This is a genomic window from Rhizobium sp. P2_G9, assembly GCF_056403475.1.
Genome location: NZ_JBFUFK010000022.1, coordinates 14123 through 30334, shown reverse-complemented (window position 1 = coordinate 30334; position 16212 = coordinate 14123). Strand labels below are relative to the sequence as shown.

17 protein-coding genes are annotated in these 16212 nt (G+C 58.7%); 8 read left to right on the top strand and 9 right to left on the bottom strand.

Annotated features, from left to right (window positions below):
* Window positions 1-154: 154 nt before the first annotated feature.
* The 6 genes from AC1DYF_RS19125 to AC1DYF_RS19100 all read right to left on the bottom strand — a co-directional run bounded on the left by AC1DYF_RS19125 (window position 155) and on the right by AC1DYF_RS19100 (window position 5597).
* The gene (locus AC1DYF_RS19125) at window positions 155-1414 is read right to left on the bottom strand and encodes a GGDEF domain-containing protein (protein WP_477878337.1); all 1260 of its coding nucleotides are present in this window, start codon (window positions 1412-1414) and stop codon (window positions 155-157) included.
* Window positions 1415-1550: 136 nt separating this feature from the next.
* On the bottom strand, window positions 1551-1760 hold the full coding sequence (locus AC1DYF_RS19120) for a hypothetical protein (protein ID WP_477878336.1): 210 nt from the start codon (window positions 1758-1760) through the stop codon (window positions 1551-1553).
* Window positions 1761-1799: 39 nt separating this feature from the next.
* The gene (locus AC1DYF_RS19115; RefSeq protein WP_477878335.1) at window positions 1800-2552 is read right to left on the bottom strand and encodes an SDR family NAD(P)-dependent oxidoreductase; all 753 of its coding nucleotides are present in this window, start codon (window positions 2550-2552) and stop codon (window positions 1800-1802) included.
* Window positions 2549-3187, bottom strand: a complete 639-nt coding sequence (locus AC1DYF_RS19110) for a carbohydrate ABC transporter permease (protein ID WP_477878408.1) — start codon at window positions 3185-3187, stop codon at window positions 2549-2551. Before AC1DYF_RS19110 ends, AC1DYF_RS19115 begins: the two co-directional genes overlap by 4 nt.
* A gap of 188 nt (window positions 3188-3375) precedes the next feature.
* Window positions 3376-4245, bottom strand: a complete 870-nt coding sequence (locus AC1DYF_RS19105; protein ID WP_477878334.1) for a carbohydrate ABC transporter permease — start codon at window positions 4243-4245, stop codon at window positions 3376-3378.
* A gap of 128 nt (window positions 4246-4373) precedes the next feature.
* Entirely contained in the window at window positions 4374-5597 is a 1224-nt protein-coding gene (locus tag AC1DYF_RS19100) for an ABC transporter substrate-binding protein (RefSeq protein WP_477878333.1), read from the bottom strand.
* Between the two features lie 272 nt (window positions 5598-5869).
* Between AC1DYF_RS19100 and AC1DYF_RS19095 the strand changes: the two genes are divergently transcribed.
* From AC1DYF_RS19095 to AC1DYF_RS19080, 4 genes are all read left to right on the top strand, one after another.
* Window positions 5870-6532, top strand: coding sequence for a GntR family transcriptional regulator (locus AC1DYF_RS19095; protein WP_477878332.1), 663 nt, complete (start codon window positions 5870-5872; stop codon window positions 6530-6532).
* 100 nt (window positions 6533-6632) lie between these two features.
* A complete protein-coding gene (locus AC1DYF_RS19090) occupies window positions 6633-7856 on the top strand; it encodes a mandelate racemase/muconate lactonizing enzyme family protein (RefSeq protein ID WP_477878331.1) in 1224 nt (407 codons plus the stop codon).
* Between the two features lie 8 nt (window positions 7857-7864).
* Entirely contained in the window at window positions 7865-8926 is a 1062-nt protein-coding gene (locus AC1DYF_RS19085; protein ID WP_477878330.1) for an ABC transporter ATP-binding protein, read from the top strand.
* Entirely contained in the window at window positions 8916-9773 is an 858-nt protein-coding gene (locus AC1DYF_RS19080) for an SMP-30/gluconolactonase/LRE family protein (protein ID WP_477878329.1), read from the top strand. The genes AC1DYF_RS19085 and AC1DYF_RS19080 overlap by 11 nt, the downstream gene beginning before the upstream one ends.
* Before the next feature lie 55 nt (window positions 9774-9828).
* Here the strand turns inward: AC1DYF_RS19080 and AC1DYF_RS19075 are convergent, their stop codons facing one another.
* Both AC1DYF_RS19075 and AC1DYF_RS19070 read right to left on the bottom strand, forming a co-directional pair.
* Window positions 9829-10152, bottom strand: coding sequence for a DUF3313 family protein (locus AC1DYF_RS19075; protein ID WP_477878328.1), 324 nt, complete (start codon window positions 10150-10152; stop codon window positions 9829-9831).
* 65 nt (window positions 10153-10217) lie between these two features.
* Complete coding sequence (locus AC1DYF_RS19070) at window positions 10218-10895, bottom strand: hypothetical protein (protein WP_477878327.1); 678 nt, start codon at window positions 10893-10895, stop codon at window positions 10218-10220.
* 163 nt (window positions 10896-11058) lie between these two features.
* Here AC1DYF_RS19070 and AC1DYF_RS19065 point away from each other — a divergent pair, with 163 nt between their 5' ends.
* From AC1DYF_RS19065 to AC1DYF_RS19050, 4 genes are all read left to right on the top strand, one after another.
* The gene (locus AC1DYF_RS19065; protein WP_477878326.1) at window positions 11059-11502 is read left to right on the top strand and encodes a hypothetical protein; all 444 of its coding nucleotides are present in this window, start codon (window positions 11059-11061) and stop codon (window positions 11500-11502) included.
* A 355-nt stretch (window positions 11503-11857) separates the two neighbouring features.
* Window positions 11858-12598 carry a response regulator gene (locus AC1DYF_RS19060; RefSeq protein ID WP_477878325.1) on the top strand — a complete coding sequence of 247 codons (741 nt, stop codon included), beginning with the start codon at window positions 11858-11860 and terminating at the stop codon, window positions 12596-12598.
* Window positions 12598-13914: an ATP-binding protein gene (locus AC1DYF_RS19055; protein WP_477878324.1), complete on the top strand. Its 1317-nt coding sequence runs from the start codon at window positions 12598-12600 to the stop codon at window positions 13912-13914. Before AC1DYF_RS19060 ends, AC1DYF_RS19055 begins: the two co-directional genes overlap by 1 nt.
* Window positions 13915-14054: 140 nt before the next feature.
* Entirely contained in the window at window positions 14055-14711 is a 657-nt protein-coding gene (locus AC1DYF_RS19050; protein ID WP_477878323.1) for a DUF3313 domain-containing protein, read from the top strand.
* A gap of 98 nt (window positions 14712-14809) precedes the next feature.
* Here the strand turns inward: AC1DYF_RS19050 and AC1DYF_RS19045 are convergent, their stop codons facing one another.
* Entirely contained in the window at window positions 14810-16135 is a 1326-nt protein-coding gene (locus tag AC1DYF_RS19045; protein WP_477878322.1) for a dicarboxylate/amino acid:cation symporter, read from the bottom strand.
* Between the last annotated feature and the right edge of the window lie 77 nt (window positions 16136-16212).

The following is a 16212-nucleotide window of genomic DNA, read 5'->3' as shown; positions in this document are numbered from 1 at the left end:
TCAGCGGGTCTTTGACGGTATGGGCGGCCTTCGCATCGGATGACGAGTCCAAAGGCGGCCGCTGCCATCAATCTCTACGGTATTTTCGGCTTGCAGGCTGAGGCACCTGGAGGGGTATCCTGACGCATCCGATTTGACAGATGAGCCCTGGCAGTCACACTCGGCTAATAGCGTCCAGATCGCTGACGTCCACCAGGAACGATGGTGCGATCCTGTCGCGCCCTGCACGCTTCGCCTCGTAGAGCGCCTGATCCGCTCCCTTGAGGAGATCCGAGGCAAACCGGCATTCCCTGCCGGCGATACTGTGGAGCCCGATACTGACAGTGACCACCTTGAAATTCGAACGCTCATGGGGGATCTGCACCGACCTGATCGCTCGGCGGATGCGTTCGGCGAGAAGTCGGGCCTCATCGAGCGCAGCATCTGACAGTAGGACTACGAATTCCTCGCCACCATATCGTGCAGCAAGCGACTGCCCTTCCGGCGCACAATCGCGCACAATGCCCGCCACTGCCTGAAGACAGGCATCACCCTCCAAATGGCCGTATTGGTCATTGAAATATTTAAAGTGATCGACATCGATCAGCAGTGCCGCAATCCCCGAACCGTTCAGTTGCGCCCTTTCTGCAGCCTCGCCAAGATAGCGGTCCATTTCGCGGCGATTGGCAAGGCCCGTCAGCGGGTCGAGTCGGGAAATGCGATCGAGCTCTATGTTTGCCACATGGAGCAACTTTTCGCGCAGCTCGGATTTCAGAGAGACGAGATATGTACGCCTCGTGTACTTCTCCAAGAGATAGTTGGCGACCGAAGTCGCGAGCGCCAACATCGCGATCTGGCTAATTGCGGTGCCGTAGGCAGCAGCCGGAAAGGCGGATTGATGTGTCACCGTGAAGATGACGGAAGCGATACACCAAAGTGTAATCGGAATGGCGAACTCCGGACGTATTCTGTTTATGACGTTCGGATAGATGATCGCAATGATGATTCCGTAGACCATGTGCACGGAATCCGGCGCGATCGCTGTCACGTTGACGAAGCTTAGGATCGAAACCGTCGTGAAGGATATTCCAACTTCGATGCTGTCCTGAATCCAGAACGGCGGGCATTGACGAAGGATCAGAAAGCTCGTGACCGACCATAGCACCGCATTGCCAAGGACCAGTGGAATCGCGACCGCAAGCCTGTCCGGCGCCAGCGTGGCGATATTGATCAGGGAGAAGACCGAGAAGAGCAGGCCCAGAAGCGTCGTCAAAAGCCGAGTTTTCGCACGGGGCAGACAGGTGTCGACGCGATAAATGGCCTCAACCGGCTTTGTGAAGCGGAGCGACCATGGAAAGCGCTCCAGCAAGCTGTCCACCTCCAGCCGCAAGGCTTCGAGGACTGCGGGCGTCGCGTCATGCGATGGCTTTTCCATTGCAACTCACTGAAAAAATAGAGCGATCGGCAAATCATGGCATGAAGCCGTTAAGATTGCGTGCGCCCGAGTGCTCAATTCTAGCGTCTGCGGAAGACCCCGGCTCTTTGCCGGGGGATGCTTGCGTGCGGAACGACTAAACGCGACCGAAGCCCGCTGCAAAACGCACTTGCCACACGCTGTCAAATTTGCCGCGCGTTAGCGTTAAAGGTGAGGGCTCCCGGTTTGCGGTCGCTTCGCTCTTGATGTTGAAATGATCGTCGCCGTCGTCGTCGCCGACGATCCTACCGTGATTTTCAGGCATCATTTCAGAAGTGTTGATGCAGTGGATCGAGAGCTGCGGCAAGCTTGATCTAGCTCGACTTGTTGCAGTCGAAATTTGCGTTCAAAACGCGCCAAGTCTGCTCGACATGCCCTGGTCGGCGATAATTTCACTGCCGCTCAGGGCCTGAGCACGATCGGAAAGAAGAAAGACCGCCAGCGCTCCGACGTCGCCGACACTGTTATAGGTGCCGGTCGCATGGGCTTGCCGGAAATGCTGCCCGAGAACGGGATCGGCGGCCTCAAGCGCGGCGATTTTCTCGGTTCTGGTCAATCCCGGACAAAGGGCGTTGACGCGGATGCCGGATGGTCCAAGGCTCCAGGCCATGGCGCGCGTCATGGAAACGATAGCGCCTTTCGTTGCGGCATACATCTCATATCCGGCAAGGGTCGCCCGGGCGTGGTTGGAGCCAATATTGACGATGGAGGCAGGTTTGCGCATCAGCGGCACCAATCTCTGCGAGACCAGGAATACTGAGCGCTGGTTGACACGCCACATAAGATCGAGCTCTTCGAGCGGCATTTCCAGAAACGGCTTTTCAATGGTGACGCCAGCATTGTTGACGAGACCGTCGAGCGCGCCGAAGCGCTGCCTGATTTCCCCCGCCAGGAGATCGATGCTCTCGGGGTTGCCGACATCGATCTGCAAAAAATCGGCACCTGCGCGTTTGACGGCGTCGGCCTCCTCGGCGCGCAAGGAAACGCCGAGGACATGCGCGCCGGCCTCAACGCATGCCTGGGCTATGCCGAGGCCGATTCCGGCTCCTGCCCCGGTCACGACGACAGTCTTGCCGACTAGCCCGCTTTGCTCACTCATTTGACTGCTCCTGCTGTAATGCCGCTGACGATCCGCCGCTGGAACACGAGGAATAGAACCAATAGCGGCAATGAGCCCAAAACGGCGGCCGGAAACAGCTCTTCCGGATTGAGGTTATGGTTTCCGACAACGTGATAAACGCTCATCATCACCGTAAATTTCTTGTCGTCGGTCAAAAGCAGCAGGGGGTAGATGAAGTCGTTCCAAACCATGAGCATGACGAAGAGAGACAACGTCGCCGTCGCCGGACCGAGCAAGGGTCTGATCACGTGCCAGAAAACCTGAAAAGGCGAGCAGCCATCGAGCTCCGCCGCCTCTTCCAATTCCCTGGGGATGACCCGGATGAAACTGGTGTAGAAAAATACGGCCAAAGGCAGGTTGAGTGCGGTGAATGCCAGGATAATCCCGGCATAGGAATCGAGAAGACCGATCTTTGCGAATAGTTCGTAGATCGGCGTGATCGTCACAAAGGATGGTGTCGCCAGACACAGAGACAAAAGCGAGATCAATATCTGCGTCGGCCGGCTCTTCGAACGCGACAGCGGATAGGCGGCGAGCGCTCCGATAAAAGAGACGGCGAGCGTCACCACCAAGGTGATGCCGAGGGAATTGAGAATGCTGCGCAGATAGGACATTTTTTCATAGGCATTGACGTAGTTTTCGAAATGCCAGTGCTCGGGCAATGCCAGCGGTGCATTGACGATCTCCTGGCCGGTGCGAAACGACATCAGCAGCATATAGGCGACCGGCAGCATCATGATGGCGACAAGACCGAGCACGATCGTGTAACGCAGGAGCCGCAGCGAGGTTCTCAGCACGTTGTTCAAAGCAGATCCTCCCGGCGGCGCAAGACGTGGTTTTGCACAAAGGCGACCATCAGCACGACGGCCAGCAGCACCACGGACAGCGCACTGGCGAGCCCGAACCGATAGTCCTGGAACAGGGTCTGGATGATCTGCCATCCGATTGTCTGCGTCGCCCCGTCAGGCCCGCCCTTGGTCATGACGAAGGGAAGCTCGAACGCCTTCATGGTACCGATCGTCGACAGCATGATATTGACCGTGAAGCTCGGCGCGAGCAAAGGCAGCTGGATATGGCAAAAGCGTTGCCAGGCACTGGCTCCATCCAATCGCGCCGCTTCTTCCAGATCAGTGGGGATATTGGCAAACCCCGCCAGAAAGATCGCGCAGGTGTAACCGGTAAACATCCACACATGCGCAACGGCGACCAGGATGAGCGCTGTTACGGGATCGCCGAGCCATTCGTGCTTGAGCATTCCGAGGCTCAGCGTATCAAGAGCCGCGTTCAAACCGCCGCTGAATGGAGACAGGATAAACGTCCAGACATAGCCGACGACGATGAAGGACATCATGGCCGGCATGAAAAGCGCGGCGCGGCAAAAATTGCGAATAGCAGGCATCGCATGCAGGGCGGCGGCAAAGCCAAGCCCGAGCGCGGTTTGCAGCACGACGACGAGCGTTACGAATTGCAGGGTTATTACGAAACTGGAGTAGTATTTTGGCCGCGTAAAAATCCTGACGTAATTGTCAAATCCGACATAGTCGAAATCGCCGAGGCCGGAGGAATTTGTGAAACTCAGGCGCAAGGCTTCGAGCAGCGGCATGACGAAGAAAATCGTCAGCATGGTGACCGCAGGGACGAGAAACAGAGCCTTTTGAAACTGCCGGTTCACTGCAACCTCGCTTTCGGCAAATGACGTGAGTTCGATGAGGCCTGACGGAGCTTCGCCGCCAGGCCTCTCGTCTTTGCTTTCTGCATCAAGCCCGTTCCGGACACGCCGGTCTGTTCTGATCGCCTGCTTTACTTCTGGTCATCCACGGCATCGTCCCACTTGGCGAGGGTCTTTTCGGGCGATGCTTTGGTGTCGGCGAGGAAACCGGCCATTGAGCTGAAGATTTCGGTTTCCAGCGCCGACGGCCACGCCGCGAGACCAACCGGATACCAGATCAGGCCACCATTGACACGGCCAGCCTCATAGCTGGCGGCAACTGCAGGCGTGCCGGTGAGGCCGCCGGCAAACGGGGTGCCCGCGGCCTCGCCCTGCAGGAGGACCTTCAGGTTTTCATCCTTCTTGAAGAAGTCGATCCACGTCTTCGCCGCGTCCGCATGCGCGGAATTCTTCGGCAGAGCCCAGCCAAACCCGAAGAGATCGAAGGAAACGCCAGGCGCTTTGGCCGATGGCAAGGGCGTGAAGACGTAATCGAGGCCCACGACCTTGCTGAATGCCGCAATATTCCAAGCGCCCTGAGGCATCATGGCGAAATGGCCGGCCTTGAATTCCTCAAGTCCGGTCGACCATGCGTCGACACCGGCCTGTTCCTTGCCGTTGAAGCAACCCGCGTCCTCAAGGTCTTTCACGACGCCGAGGGCGCCGGCAAATGCCTTGCTGTCGGCAAAGCGCATCTTGCCCGAACCATAGTCCGCTGCAGGCGCCTCTCCCGCCGCCAGACCCTGTGCCATGGTGAAGACGGAGGCCGGAAAGCCGGGCGCCATGATCATCGGCTTGATGCCGGCAGCGTTCAGCGCTTTGCAATCCGCCTTAAGCTCGTCGATCGTTGCCGGCGCCTTGTCGATACCTGCCTTCTTGAGCAAGCCCATATTGACGAAATTGCCGATGCCGATCACCTCCAGAGGAAAAACGTAATTTCCCTTGGCCGATGACAGGGCCGCCTGCAGCGTCGGGTCGATCTTGCCGAACCAATCGCCCTTGTCGAGTTCGCTCAGCAGGCCGGCATTCGCCCATCGCCGCATCAGGGACATATCCGCCATGACGACATCCGGCGAATTGCTGCCCGCAAGACGAGGGGAGACGGCCGTGTCGATATCATTCCGGCTGACATAGGTCAGCTTGATCTTGATACCGGGATTGGCCGCCTCAAACTTCTTGATCAGTTCCGGAAGGCCGGCGGGTTCGGTCGCATTGCCTTTCCAGGAGGCGATCTCCAGCGTCACGGTATTGGCCAATGCCGCCACTGGCACAAATGCCATCGTGCCGGCCAGCAAAATTGATTTCACAGATGTCATGAGATACCTCCCTCAGAACTCGACGGGCAAACGATTAACAGAATTGCACATGATGTCAAACATATTGTACATTATTTTTGAATGACTGATCGGCTATCTGCGCCACAAACGGTGATCAAAGGTACAAAATCGCGATTATCGCACGCGAATTTGCAAATTTCAGGGGACGTCCTTGATCTAATCGAACTGAAAATGCATGATAAACAAGAAACTGCGGACGCAACAGCGTCGCGAAACGACGAGAGTCCGACCCGCAAAACAGGGATAACGACGTGCTCAAGCATTCAGACACAGCGACCGATGGCGACGATATCTATTCGCGGTTGATCGAAGATATTGTCAGCGGCCATTTCCCAGGCGGCGCACGCCTGAAAATATCCGATCTTGCCGCCCGCTATGAAACAAGCACCAATCCAGTGCGCGAAGCGCTACGCGTTCTGCAGGGTGAAGGATATGTCGAGTTCGAGCCCAACAAAGGGGCAATGGTCTGCCAGATAGATTTCAATACGGTTCGCGATACCTATGAAATATTGCGTATTCTGGAGCCCTATTTCGTTGGCTGGTTTGCGGAATATTCTGAAGAAAAACATATAGATGAACTTGAGAAAATTCAGGTCGAGCTGGAAAGCATCGCCGATCCGATCAGGGACAGCATTACCGATATCGATCACAGCTTTCACAACTATATCGCCGACTTTCATTACAACAAACGGGCCATTTCTCTCTGGAAAGGGCAGCGCGCCGCACTCCGGGTCTTTGCCGCGCGCCTGCCGATCGGGCGCGGACGATACAAGGCGATCTGCCAGGAGCACCGCATGCTGATCGAGGCGTTCCGCAGCCATGATGCGGCCAAAGCCACGGATGTCATCCGCACCCACATCGAGCATGCCGGCCAGCATCTTTACGAGCAGATTCGCATGCGCGATCAAAAATGAACACTAAATAGTACATTATTTGTTATATATCGTGTATTTTATGATTGCGCTTTGCCCTGATCGGGCATAATGGTTCCCTACATCTATCAAGGGGACCGAGATGGCATCCATTGACCAAGAGCCCGCGGCAAAGCTGGAGGGCATTCCCGCCCGCATTCGCTCCATAGAGCCAATCGCCGCGCGCGTGGGAACGCGCAACCAGTTGGTCGTGAAGATCCAGTCGACCGATGGTGTTATCGGCTGGGGCGAGGCGGGCTTCTCCGGACGCGAACAGGCGGTGGCTGCGACCATCAATCACTTCGCCGAATTTCTCATTGGCCGGGACTGCCGCGAAATCGGGCGGCTGTGGCAGGAATGCTATCGCAGCCAGTATTTTGAAGGCGGACGGGTGATCACAGCTGCGATTTCGGCGATCGACATCGCGCTTCACGACCTCCTGGGCAAAACCTATAATCTTCCTGTTTATCAATTGCTTGGCGGCAAGCATAGGGAACAGGTTCCCGCCTATGCCAGCTGCTATTCGGAAAGCTACGCGGGCGATGCCGGATCCTTCACCGCCGCCGTGGTCGATGAAGTGGCGGGGCTGGTTGCCGATGGCTGGACAAGCATTCGCATTCCTGTGGCCGGACATAGCGCCAGGGACATTTTCGAGCCGCGGGAGTCGATCATCGACACGGCCAAACGCATTGCAGCGGTCCGCGAGCGTTTCGGCATGGGGCTGATGCTGGGCATCGACTATCACCATCGGCTGTCGGTCGGCGAAGCGGCGTCTTTCTGCCACAGGCTGGAGAAAGGCGCGCTCGATTATATCGAGGAGCCGATCCGCGATGAAACGCCGGAAGCCTATCGCACGCTTCGGCGTTTGACCGAAGTGCCCTTCGCCATCGGCGAAGAATTCTCCTCCAAATGGCAGGCCGCACCCTATATCGAGGAGAACCTGACCCAATACCTGCGCATCGATGTCAGCAATATCGGTGGCTTTACCGAAGCCATGAAGGTGATCGGCTGGGCGGAAATGCATTATATCGATCTGATGCCGCACAATCCGCTGGGCGCCATCTGCACGGCCGCGACAGTGCATATGTCGGCGGCGACCGCGCTGTTCTCCTACACCGAGACGCATCAGCTGCCCAATTGCCCGCTCGGCTTCCACCATCCCGATATCTTCCCCACCCAGCATCATCTGGTTGGCAATGGATATCCGGTTCTCGACGCGCCCGGCCTCGGCATCGAGGTCAATGAAGAGGCGTTGCGCAAATCCGAGGCGCTCAACTGGAACCCGCCCTTCCTGCGCCGGCGCGACGGCTCGCTGACAAATTGGTAGAGGCAATCATGTCCGCGGTTGAAATCAACAATGTTTCCAAGGCGTTCGGCGGACTTAAGGTTCTGCGCGATATCACGATCAATGTCGAAAAGGGCGAGTTCTGCGTCCTGGTCGGCCCGTCGGGATGCGGCAAGTCGACATTGCTGCGCACCATTGCCGGCCTTGAGCAAAGCAGTTCCGGAGTATTGAAGATTGCCGGCAACGACGTGACCCATGTGGAGGCCGCACGCCGCGGCATCGCCATGGTGTTTCAATCCTACGCGCTCTATCCCCACATGACTGTGCGCGAAAATATCGGTTTCGGTCTGAAGATCGGCAAACGGCCGCAACGGGAAATTCGCGAGAAGGTCGATGAAGTGGCGCGCGTTCTGCGGCTCGAGGATTATCTGGACCGCAGGCCGAAACAGCTTTCCGGTGGACAGCGTCAGCGGGTGGCGATCGGCCGCGCCATCGTCCGAGAGCCGGAAGTGATCCTTTTCGACGAGCCCTTGTCCAATCTCGATGCCGAGCTGCGCAGCGAAATGCGGGTGGAAATCGCCAAGCTGCACAAGCGCCTGAAGGCGACCATCGTTTACGTCACCCACGATCAGGTCGAGGCCATGACCCTGGCCGACCGGATTGTGGTCCTGCGCAAAGGCGAGGTCGAACAGATCGGCTCGCCGATGGAGCTTTATCAGTCGCCGGTCAACAAGTTTGTCGCCGGCTTTATCGGTTCGCCGCCGATGAACTTTCTCGATGCCGAATGCGCCAACGGCCGGCTGATCTCAGCTGGCCTCGGAATGAATGTGGCAACACGGTTGCCTGATGGCCTCTACACGCTTGGCATAAGGCCGGAACATCTGACTCTCGACCGCTCCGATGGTGGCCTTATGGTCGATATCATCGAAAAACTCGGTGCAACCACCATCCTGCATCTGCAGACGGCAAGCGGGGAACGCCTGATCGTCAGCCATCCCTTCTTCGATGCGCCAGCGTCCGGAGACCACGTTTCGGTTCGTGCGGAGCTCGGCTCCATCTATGTCTTCGATCGTCAAACGGAGCAGGTCATCGCACGTGGCTTTGAGATTTGAACTGCTGGCAGTCCCCACCAGCCAGCTTGGCGAGGGCCCGGGCTACGATCCGGAAACGAACACGGCCTGGTGGTTCGACATTCTGACCTGCCGGCTATTCACGCTTGAGATGAAAAGCCGCAAGCTCACCGAGATCGTTCTGCCGGGAATGGCGAGCATGATGGCGATCACCACGGATCGCCGCCAGCTTATCGCCATGGATGAGGGACTGTGGTTGCGCGATCCCGCAACCGGCGAACTGGTGCTTCACAGCAAGGTCAACAGCGGCAAATCGGGCGGCATGCGCACCAATGACGGACGAACCCATCCAAGCGGATCAATCTGGATCAGCAGCATGGCGCATGACCCGGTGGAGGGTGCTGCCTGCATTCATCTGGTGCGCGGCAATGAGACCAGATTGCTGTTTTCGAACCTGACAATTCCGAATTCGATCTGTTTTTCGCCTGATGGCTCCGTGGGCTATTTCGCCGACACCCGGGAGGGGATTATCCATCGGGTTCCACTCGACCCGGCGACCGGAGATGTTGTGGGCGATTGCACCGTCTTTCATGATGGCCGTGGCCGGGCCGGAGGCATCGATGGCTCCGTGATGGATCGAAACGGCTGCCTGTGGAATGCCCGCTGGGGCACAGGGGAAATCGAGTGCATCGATCCCCATGGCAAACTCGCGCGAACCATCGAAATGCCGTTTGCGCAACCGACCTGCCCGGCATTCATCGGGGCTGGAGGACAGGATATGCTGATAACCTCAGCGGCAGTAAACCTCTCCGCAGATGGAATGCAGGGGGCCTCGCTCATAGTCCCGTGCGGCTTTGATGGAGTCGTGGATCCGTATTACGCGCTTTGAGCATCGACGATGCGTGACGAGTGCCGAGGTGATTTGTGAAGCCGTCACCCGCCCATCAGTACAATTCGTGGTTGGTCAGAGCAACTGACGTCCTGGATCGCCAGTGATATTGTTTGGCCACATAAGCCGCCGGCAGTTTGCTTGTCTGGGCATCATAGATTTCCACCGCACAATTCACCGAGCCGGAGAACATTACCTCCTTGCCGCGTGCCGTCTGTATGGCGTTGTACGGCCCGACCATGAGATCGACCTTGGTCACCGCCCCGACCACGGGTGTGGTGGTTTTCGCCCCCGCCAGGGTGAGATGGATCCTCAATGTCTGCGGCGCACTTTGTTTGACCAGTGCGTAGCGGGCCGACAGGCGCCGCGTGTCCGGCAAATGAGGAGGCGCCGCCCTGCTGGCGCCTCCTCCCGACCGTCCTTCCTGGTGTGAAGGACGGCTGGTCAGAAAATGAAATCAGCCTTGTCCACCGCGCTGAGCTTGACGCCCTCGAGGACGACCTGATCCGATCCAAAATCGATGACCGCATGTCCATCGACATCATGGATCGACAGGTCAGCGAAACCGTCGATCCCCTTGTAGCCGCTGAGATCGATGAGGTCGTGGCCGGAAGCGCTGTTCCTGGCATTGAAATCGGTGATCACATCTGCTCCGGAGCCTTTGGTGAACACGAAATGGTCTGCACCCGCTCCGCCCGTCAGCACGTCGCTGCCGCGGCCGCCATTGATGATATCCTTGCCGGAAAAGCCATTCAGCTCATCGATATAGCGCGATCCGGTGATCTTGTCGGCGCCTTTGAAGAAGCTTGCGACCAGTGCTTGATCGTCGTCGATGTCGAGTACGGATTTGGCCGCCTCGCCGAGCGCCTTTGCGGAAATCGACAATCCGGTGACGCTGAACACGGTCCCGTCGTCATCCGAGACGATCTGGAAGCCGGTAATGGTTCCACCATCCGGCAGTCCGGTCCAATCGTAACTGAGATTCGTGCCGGTAAATCGCTCTGCGATGCCGTCGTAATCTGCCGCGAACAGGTCCGACTTGGTCGTCGTGTCGGCCAGAAGGACTGTTGAAAAGTCGAAGCTGCTGAGGGAGACGGAATATTTTGCGATTGCGGTCGCCATGGGACATCCTTTGCTCTGTTGCGAATAACATCACCCGCCCTCCCGGAAATCATCCCGGGCAGCCCGCCAAGTCAAATTAAGTGATGTTTCGCAATGTTGCGTTTTATGTCCCGCGGCGCGAGCCGGAATCGGTCCCAACAAATCTTAACAAAAAGGAACAGAAGTGCGCGGCCTGATCCGCAAACTTGTCGGCGATCCAGCCACGGAGCCGACCATGTTCCAGACGACACGCAGAGCCTCTACGCCACACTTTTCGAGCCCGCCAAAAGTCCTGATCTATCTCGACAATCGCCGCACGGCCGAACGATTGGCGACGCTGTTGGACGGGCACAGGATTCAAGCGGTAATCATTCACACCGACACGGCGTTCGAAGAACTTCCTGCCGCAGATGCGTTCGATGTCGTGGTGACGACCACATGGATGATCGGCAGAATCAGCCTCAGGCTGCAGTTGCCGATCATCAATGTTGAGAGGTTTGTCTTCACCGTCATCGACAGCGATGCCGAAACACCGGGATCAAAGCGCTTCGATGGTGAGAAGTTCGTGGCGGAAGTCTTCGAGGCGAGAGATTTTCAGGTCGTTTCCGACCGGCGCAACATCTCTTAACAAATCAAAACCCCCCTCAACGCACAATCGGGGATGATCCTGCGAGCAGAACCGAAGAAAACGCTTGCAGAACCGGAGACCCGCATGCACCACAGATCTCAAGTGATAGCCGACATTCTGCGCGATCCGCTGATCAGGCAGGTGATGCGCGCCGACAGGGTGTCGTTGCCGGAATTTGCGCGACTGCTTATGGCCGCGTCTAGCCCGGAAAGCGCTGCGCCGATGGGTCGGCCGATTATTCTGCCGGATCATAAAGGGTGAGATAATGCTGTCTCGAACATACCCGTTCGGCATAAATGGACGGCGTCCATGCTTTGTGGAGACGCAATCGAACGACGAGCGGAAGTTGCAGCAGATGTCCAACAAAGCAAACCAGAGCGTTCCAACGACCGCCGCCCACATCCTGATCGTCGAGGATGATCGCGACATAGCCGACATGCTGGTCGAACTTGTCACCGAGGCCGGGTTCGAAGCCTCCGCCGTGATGAACGGCAGCGAGATGGACAGGCTATTGAAACGCCGGCAGCCGGACTTGATCCTGCTGGACGCGATGCTGCCCGGCGAGGATGGTTTCAGCATCTGCCGTCGGCTCAGGGCATCCGGGCCAATGCCGATCCTGATGCTGACGGCGCTCGGCGAGGACATAGACCGCATCCTCGGCCTGGAACTCGGCGCCGACGACTACGTGACCAAGCCCTTCAATTCGCGTGAGCTGATCGCCCGCGTCCGCAGCCTGCTCAGGCGATCCTCCTATGGTGGGGCCAGCCAGGAAGAGCGCAGTGCCATGACATTCGCCGGCTGGCGCATCGACCCGGAAAGCCGGCAAGTGCTTGATCCCGAGGGCTTGGAAGTCTCGATGACGACGGCGGAATTCGATATTCTGCTGGCCTTCTGCCGCAACCCCGGGCGGGTGATGACGCGCGAACAATTGCTGGCGCTGACCCATGCCGGCGCCGCAGGCCCGGTGCAGCGCAGCATCGATGTGCATGTCAGCCGCGTCAGGCAGAAAATCGAGCCGAACCTGCAGCAGCCGTCCTTGATCAAGACCGTGCGCCTGGGCGGCTATCTGTTCACGCCCAAAGTGGAGAAGGCTTGATGCTGGGGCGACTGACAAGAGCGTCGGTGCGGACGCAGATCGTCCTGCTTGCGACCCTGCCGCTGCTGATCCTGTCGATCGTCCTGCCGACCTTTCCGCCCTTTGCCGACAGTAGCAGAGAGCGCGAATACCAGGCGAGCTTCATGATCGGAAAGCTGGTGCTGATCGCCGAACAGGTCCGGCTGGCCAAAACGCCGGAAGAGAAGTCCGCGGTTCTCGGTGCCTCCATCCAGGCCGGCGGCTTCCTCGCCATCATACCCGGCAGCGCATCGGACGTGATCGATGTCGGCGGGCTCACTGCGGCCGAGATGCGGCAGACACTCGCAGCACGCCTGTCGGAGATCGCGCATCGCTGGGAAACCTCCGTGACACCAGTCGTCATGCAGATCGACAGCCAGCATTCGCTCGCCTTTCAACCGCCGGTCGGACCGGCATTGCCGGCTTTCGCCTGGGGGGCCGCCCTCGATCTCCTCCGGGTCGCGGCGATCGTTGTTCCGATGTTTCTGCTTGCCTGGTATCTCAGCTGGCGGATCACCTTTCCATTGATCCATTTCGCCGCGGCGGCCAGGCGCATCAGCCTTGAAGACGAGCAGGAGCAGCCCTTTCTTGCGGAGGGGCCGGCGGAAGTGGTCAGCCTCGCCGCGTCGCTGAATGCAATGCGGGCGCGGATCAGGCAGATGGTGGAGCACAGGACGCTTGTGCTGCGCGCGGTCAGCCATGATCTCAGAACGCCGCTGACGCGCCTGCGCATGCGGGCGGAGCGCTGCGAGGCGCCGGAATTGCGCCGTCAGATGCTGGTGGACATCGTGGCGCTGACCGGCCTGATCGATGACAGCATGGCCTATATCACCGACAAATCCATAAAAGAGAGCCTGCGCCGGATCGACATGGCCAGCCTGTTGCAGACCGTGGTCTCCGATTATTCGGATATGGGCCTTGCCATCAGCTTTTCCGGCCCGCGCCGCCTTGCCCACAATTGCAGGCCGCGCGGCATTGCGCGCGTGGTCGGCAACCTCATCGACAATGCCGCCCGATATGCGACGCATATCGAAGTCTCGCTTCGAGCGGAAGACGATGGCCACGCCGTGATCGAAGTGAGCGACGACGGGCCTGGGCTTCCTGAGGACCTCAAGCGACGGGCGATCGAGCCATTCTTCAAGGCCGATCCTGCCAGAACCTCTCAGGAAGGCAGTGGTCTCGGCCTGGGACTGGCCATCGCCGACGGCATTGTGAAAACACATGGCGGTTCGCTACGCCTGCTCGACAGGCAGCCGCATGGGCTTGTCGTGCAGATCAGCCTGCCGCCCAATCTGTAGCCATTTCGGCACAGCCGGTCCGGATGGCTGACCGGCAATATCTCTTAACAAAATGAAAGGCACCGAAATACCGGAATTCATAGTCTCGGGTTTCCTATCCTTCGCCAGGCCGACGTGCCCGGCGCAACCCGAGAGCAAACATGTCGCATCGTCTGCCGCAGATTTCCCTGATCGTCCTGTCCGGCGTCATCGCCGGATGCCAGAGCACCGATCCCGTCGCCTATTCGGCCCTGTCGTCGGCCAGCTATCTCAAGCCCAACAGGACGGACATTTCCGGCCATGTGCCCTACAGCTACACCAGCCGGGTTGACTGGTCGCTCTACCATAGTGCCATCATCGAGCCGGTCACCATCTATCGCGGCGCCGACAACCAATTCGGCAAGCTGGAGGAAAAGGACAAGGCGTTTCTCGCCAACTATATGCAGACGGAATTCACGCACAGCCTGTCTCAACGATTTGCCGTCGTCGGCACGGCAGGTGCGGACACGCTCAGGATAAAGCTGACTCTTGCCGGAGCCAAAACCAATACGCCCGGCCTGACGACACTGGCAAAATTCGATCTCGCGGGCGGCACCTACAATATCGTGCAGGCTGCGAGGGGCAAGGAAGGTGCGATGACCGGCTCCGTCAATTATGCCGTCGAAATCTTTGATTCCAGCTCAAATCGCCTGCTCGCGGCCTATGTGATGAAGCAATATCCGTCCGCTCTCAATGTCGGAGCCAGCTGGTCGAAGCTCGATGCCTCCATGGTCGGCATCAAGAAGGGCGCCGAAGCCTTGTCCGACGAAATGATGTGAGGGCGGAACTGGCCGAGGCTGTCAATATGAAAGGCCCGCCGTTCAAGGGCGGGCCTCTCCTGATCGATTGATGCCGACGGCTATAGGCCGCGGACCTGCTACTCTGCGGGTACTGGCAATGCCTCGATGGTCCTCTCCGGCTCGCCGGCAAGAGCTGCGGCGAATTTTGCCTTGTCGAGTTCGCCTTCCCAGCGCGCCACGACGACGGTCGCGACGGCGTTGCCGATCAGGTTGGTGAGCGCGCGGCATTCCGACATGAACCGGTCGATGCCGAGGATGAGCGCCATGCCGGCCACCGGCACGCTCGGGACGACCGAGAGCGTGGCGGCAAGCGTGATGAAGCCGGCGCCGGTAATCCCGGCGGCGCCCTTCGAGCTCAGCATTGCTACGAGCAGCAGCAGGATCTGGTCGGTAAGGCTGAGCGGCGTGTCCGTCGCCTGGGCGATGAACAGAGCGGCCAGCGTCATATAGATATTGGTGCCGTCCAGGTTGAACGAATAGCCGGTGGGGATGACGAGGCCGACGACCGAGCGCTTGCAGCCGGCGCGTTCCATCTTGTTCATCAGGCCGGGAAGGGCTGCTTCCGACGACGACGTGCCGAGCACCAGCAACAACTCTTCCTTGATGTAGCGGATCAGCGCCAGGATCGAGAAGCCGTTATAATAGGCCACCGCGCCGAGCACGACGAGGACGAACAGCACCGATGTCAGGTAGAACGTGCCGACCAGCATGGCAAGATGGGTGATCGAGCCGATCCCGTATTTGCCGATGGTGAACGCCATGGCGCCGAAGGCACCGATCGGCGCCGCCTTCATCAGGATCGACACCAGCTTGAAAATCGGAACGGTGAGGCTTTGCAGGAAATCGGTCACCGGCCGGGCGCGCTCGCCGACCATGGACAGCGAAATGCCGAACAGGACCGAGAAGAACAGCACCTGCAGGATATCGCCGTCAGCGAAAGCACCAACGATCGTGTTCGGGATGATGTTCATCAGGAAGCCGACGACGCTCTGGTCATGGGCTTTGGCGGTATAATCGCTGATCTTTGTCGCATCCAGCGAGGCGACGTTGATATGCATGCCGGCGCCGGGTCGGATGACATTGGAGACGATCAACCCCACGACTAGCGCCAATGTCGAGAAGACCAGGAAATAGATCATTGCCTTGCCCGCGACGCGGCCGACCTTTTGCAGGTCCGACATGCCGGCAATGCCGGTGGCGACGGTGAGGAAGATGACCGGGGCGATGATCATCTTCACCAGCTTGATGAAGGCATCGCCGAGCGGCTTCAGGTTGGCGCCGATCTCGGGGTAGAAGTGCCCGAGCACTATCCCCGCCGCGATGGCGACGAGAACCTGAAGATAGAGTTGGCGGTAAAACGGTAGCTTGCTGCGCGGTGCGGCCGCTGATGTCGAAATCTGCATGTTGTCCTCCACACGCTCCGCCGCATGGCCTGCCTCCCGGAGCGAACGTTGATGGTCCGCGGCTCGTTGCCGCGACA

What these genes read in the sequence shown, in the direction of transcription:
- AC1DYF_RS19100 (WP_477878333.1), bottom strand. Translation starts at nt 5,597, where the DNA reads ATGACATCTGTGAAATCAATTTTGCTGGCCGGCACGATGGCATTTGTG.
- AC1DYF_RS19050 (WP_477878323.1), top strand. Translation starts at nt 14,055, where the DNA reads ATGTCGCATCGTCTGCCGCAGATTTCCCTGATCGTCCTGTCCGGCGTC.
- AC1DYF_RS19090 (WP_477878331.1), top strand. Translation starts at nt 6,633, where the DNA reads ATGGCATCCATTGACCAAGAGCCCGCGGCAAAGCTGGAGGGCATTCCC.
- AC1DYF_RS19115 (WP_477878335.1), bottom strand. Translation starts at nt 2,552, where the DNA reads ATGAGTGAGCAAAGCGGGCTAGTCGGCAAGACTGTCGTCGTGACCGGG.
- AC1DYF_RS19060 (WP_477878325.1), top strand. Translation starts at nt 11,858, where the DNA reads ATGTCCAACAAAGCAAACCAGAGCGTTCCAACGACCGCCGCCCACATC.
- AC1DYF_RS19045 (WP_477878322.1), bottom strand. Translation starts at nt 16,135, where the DNA reads ATGCAGATTTCGACATCAGCGGCCGCACCGCGCAGCAAGCTACCGTTT.
- AC1DYF_RS19125 (WP_477878337.1), bottom strand. Translation starts at nt 1,414, where the DNA reads ATGGAAAAGCCATCGCATGACGCGACGCCCGCAGTCCTCGAAGCCTTG.
- AC1DYF_RS19085 (WP_477878330.1), top strand. Translation starts at nt 7,865, where the DNA reads ATGTCCGCGGTTGAAATCAACAATGTTTCCAAGGCGTTCGGCGGACTT.
- AC1DYF_RS19110 (WP_477878408.1), bottom strand. Translation starts at nt 3,187, where the DNA reads ATGTCCTATCTGCGCAGCATTCTCAATTCCCTCGGCATCACCTTGGTG.
- AC1DYF_RS19070 (WP_477878327.1), bottom strand. Translation starts at nt 10,895, where the DNA reads ATGGCGACCGCAATCGCAAAATATTCCGTCTCCCTCAGCAGCTTCGAC.
- AC1DYF_RS19055 (WP_477878324.1), top strand. Translation starts at nt 12,598, where the DNA reads ATGCTGGGGCGACTGACAAGAGCGTCGGTGCGGACGCAGATCGTCCTG.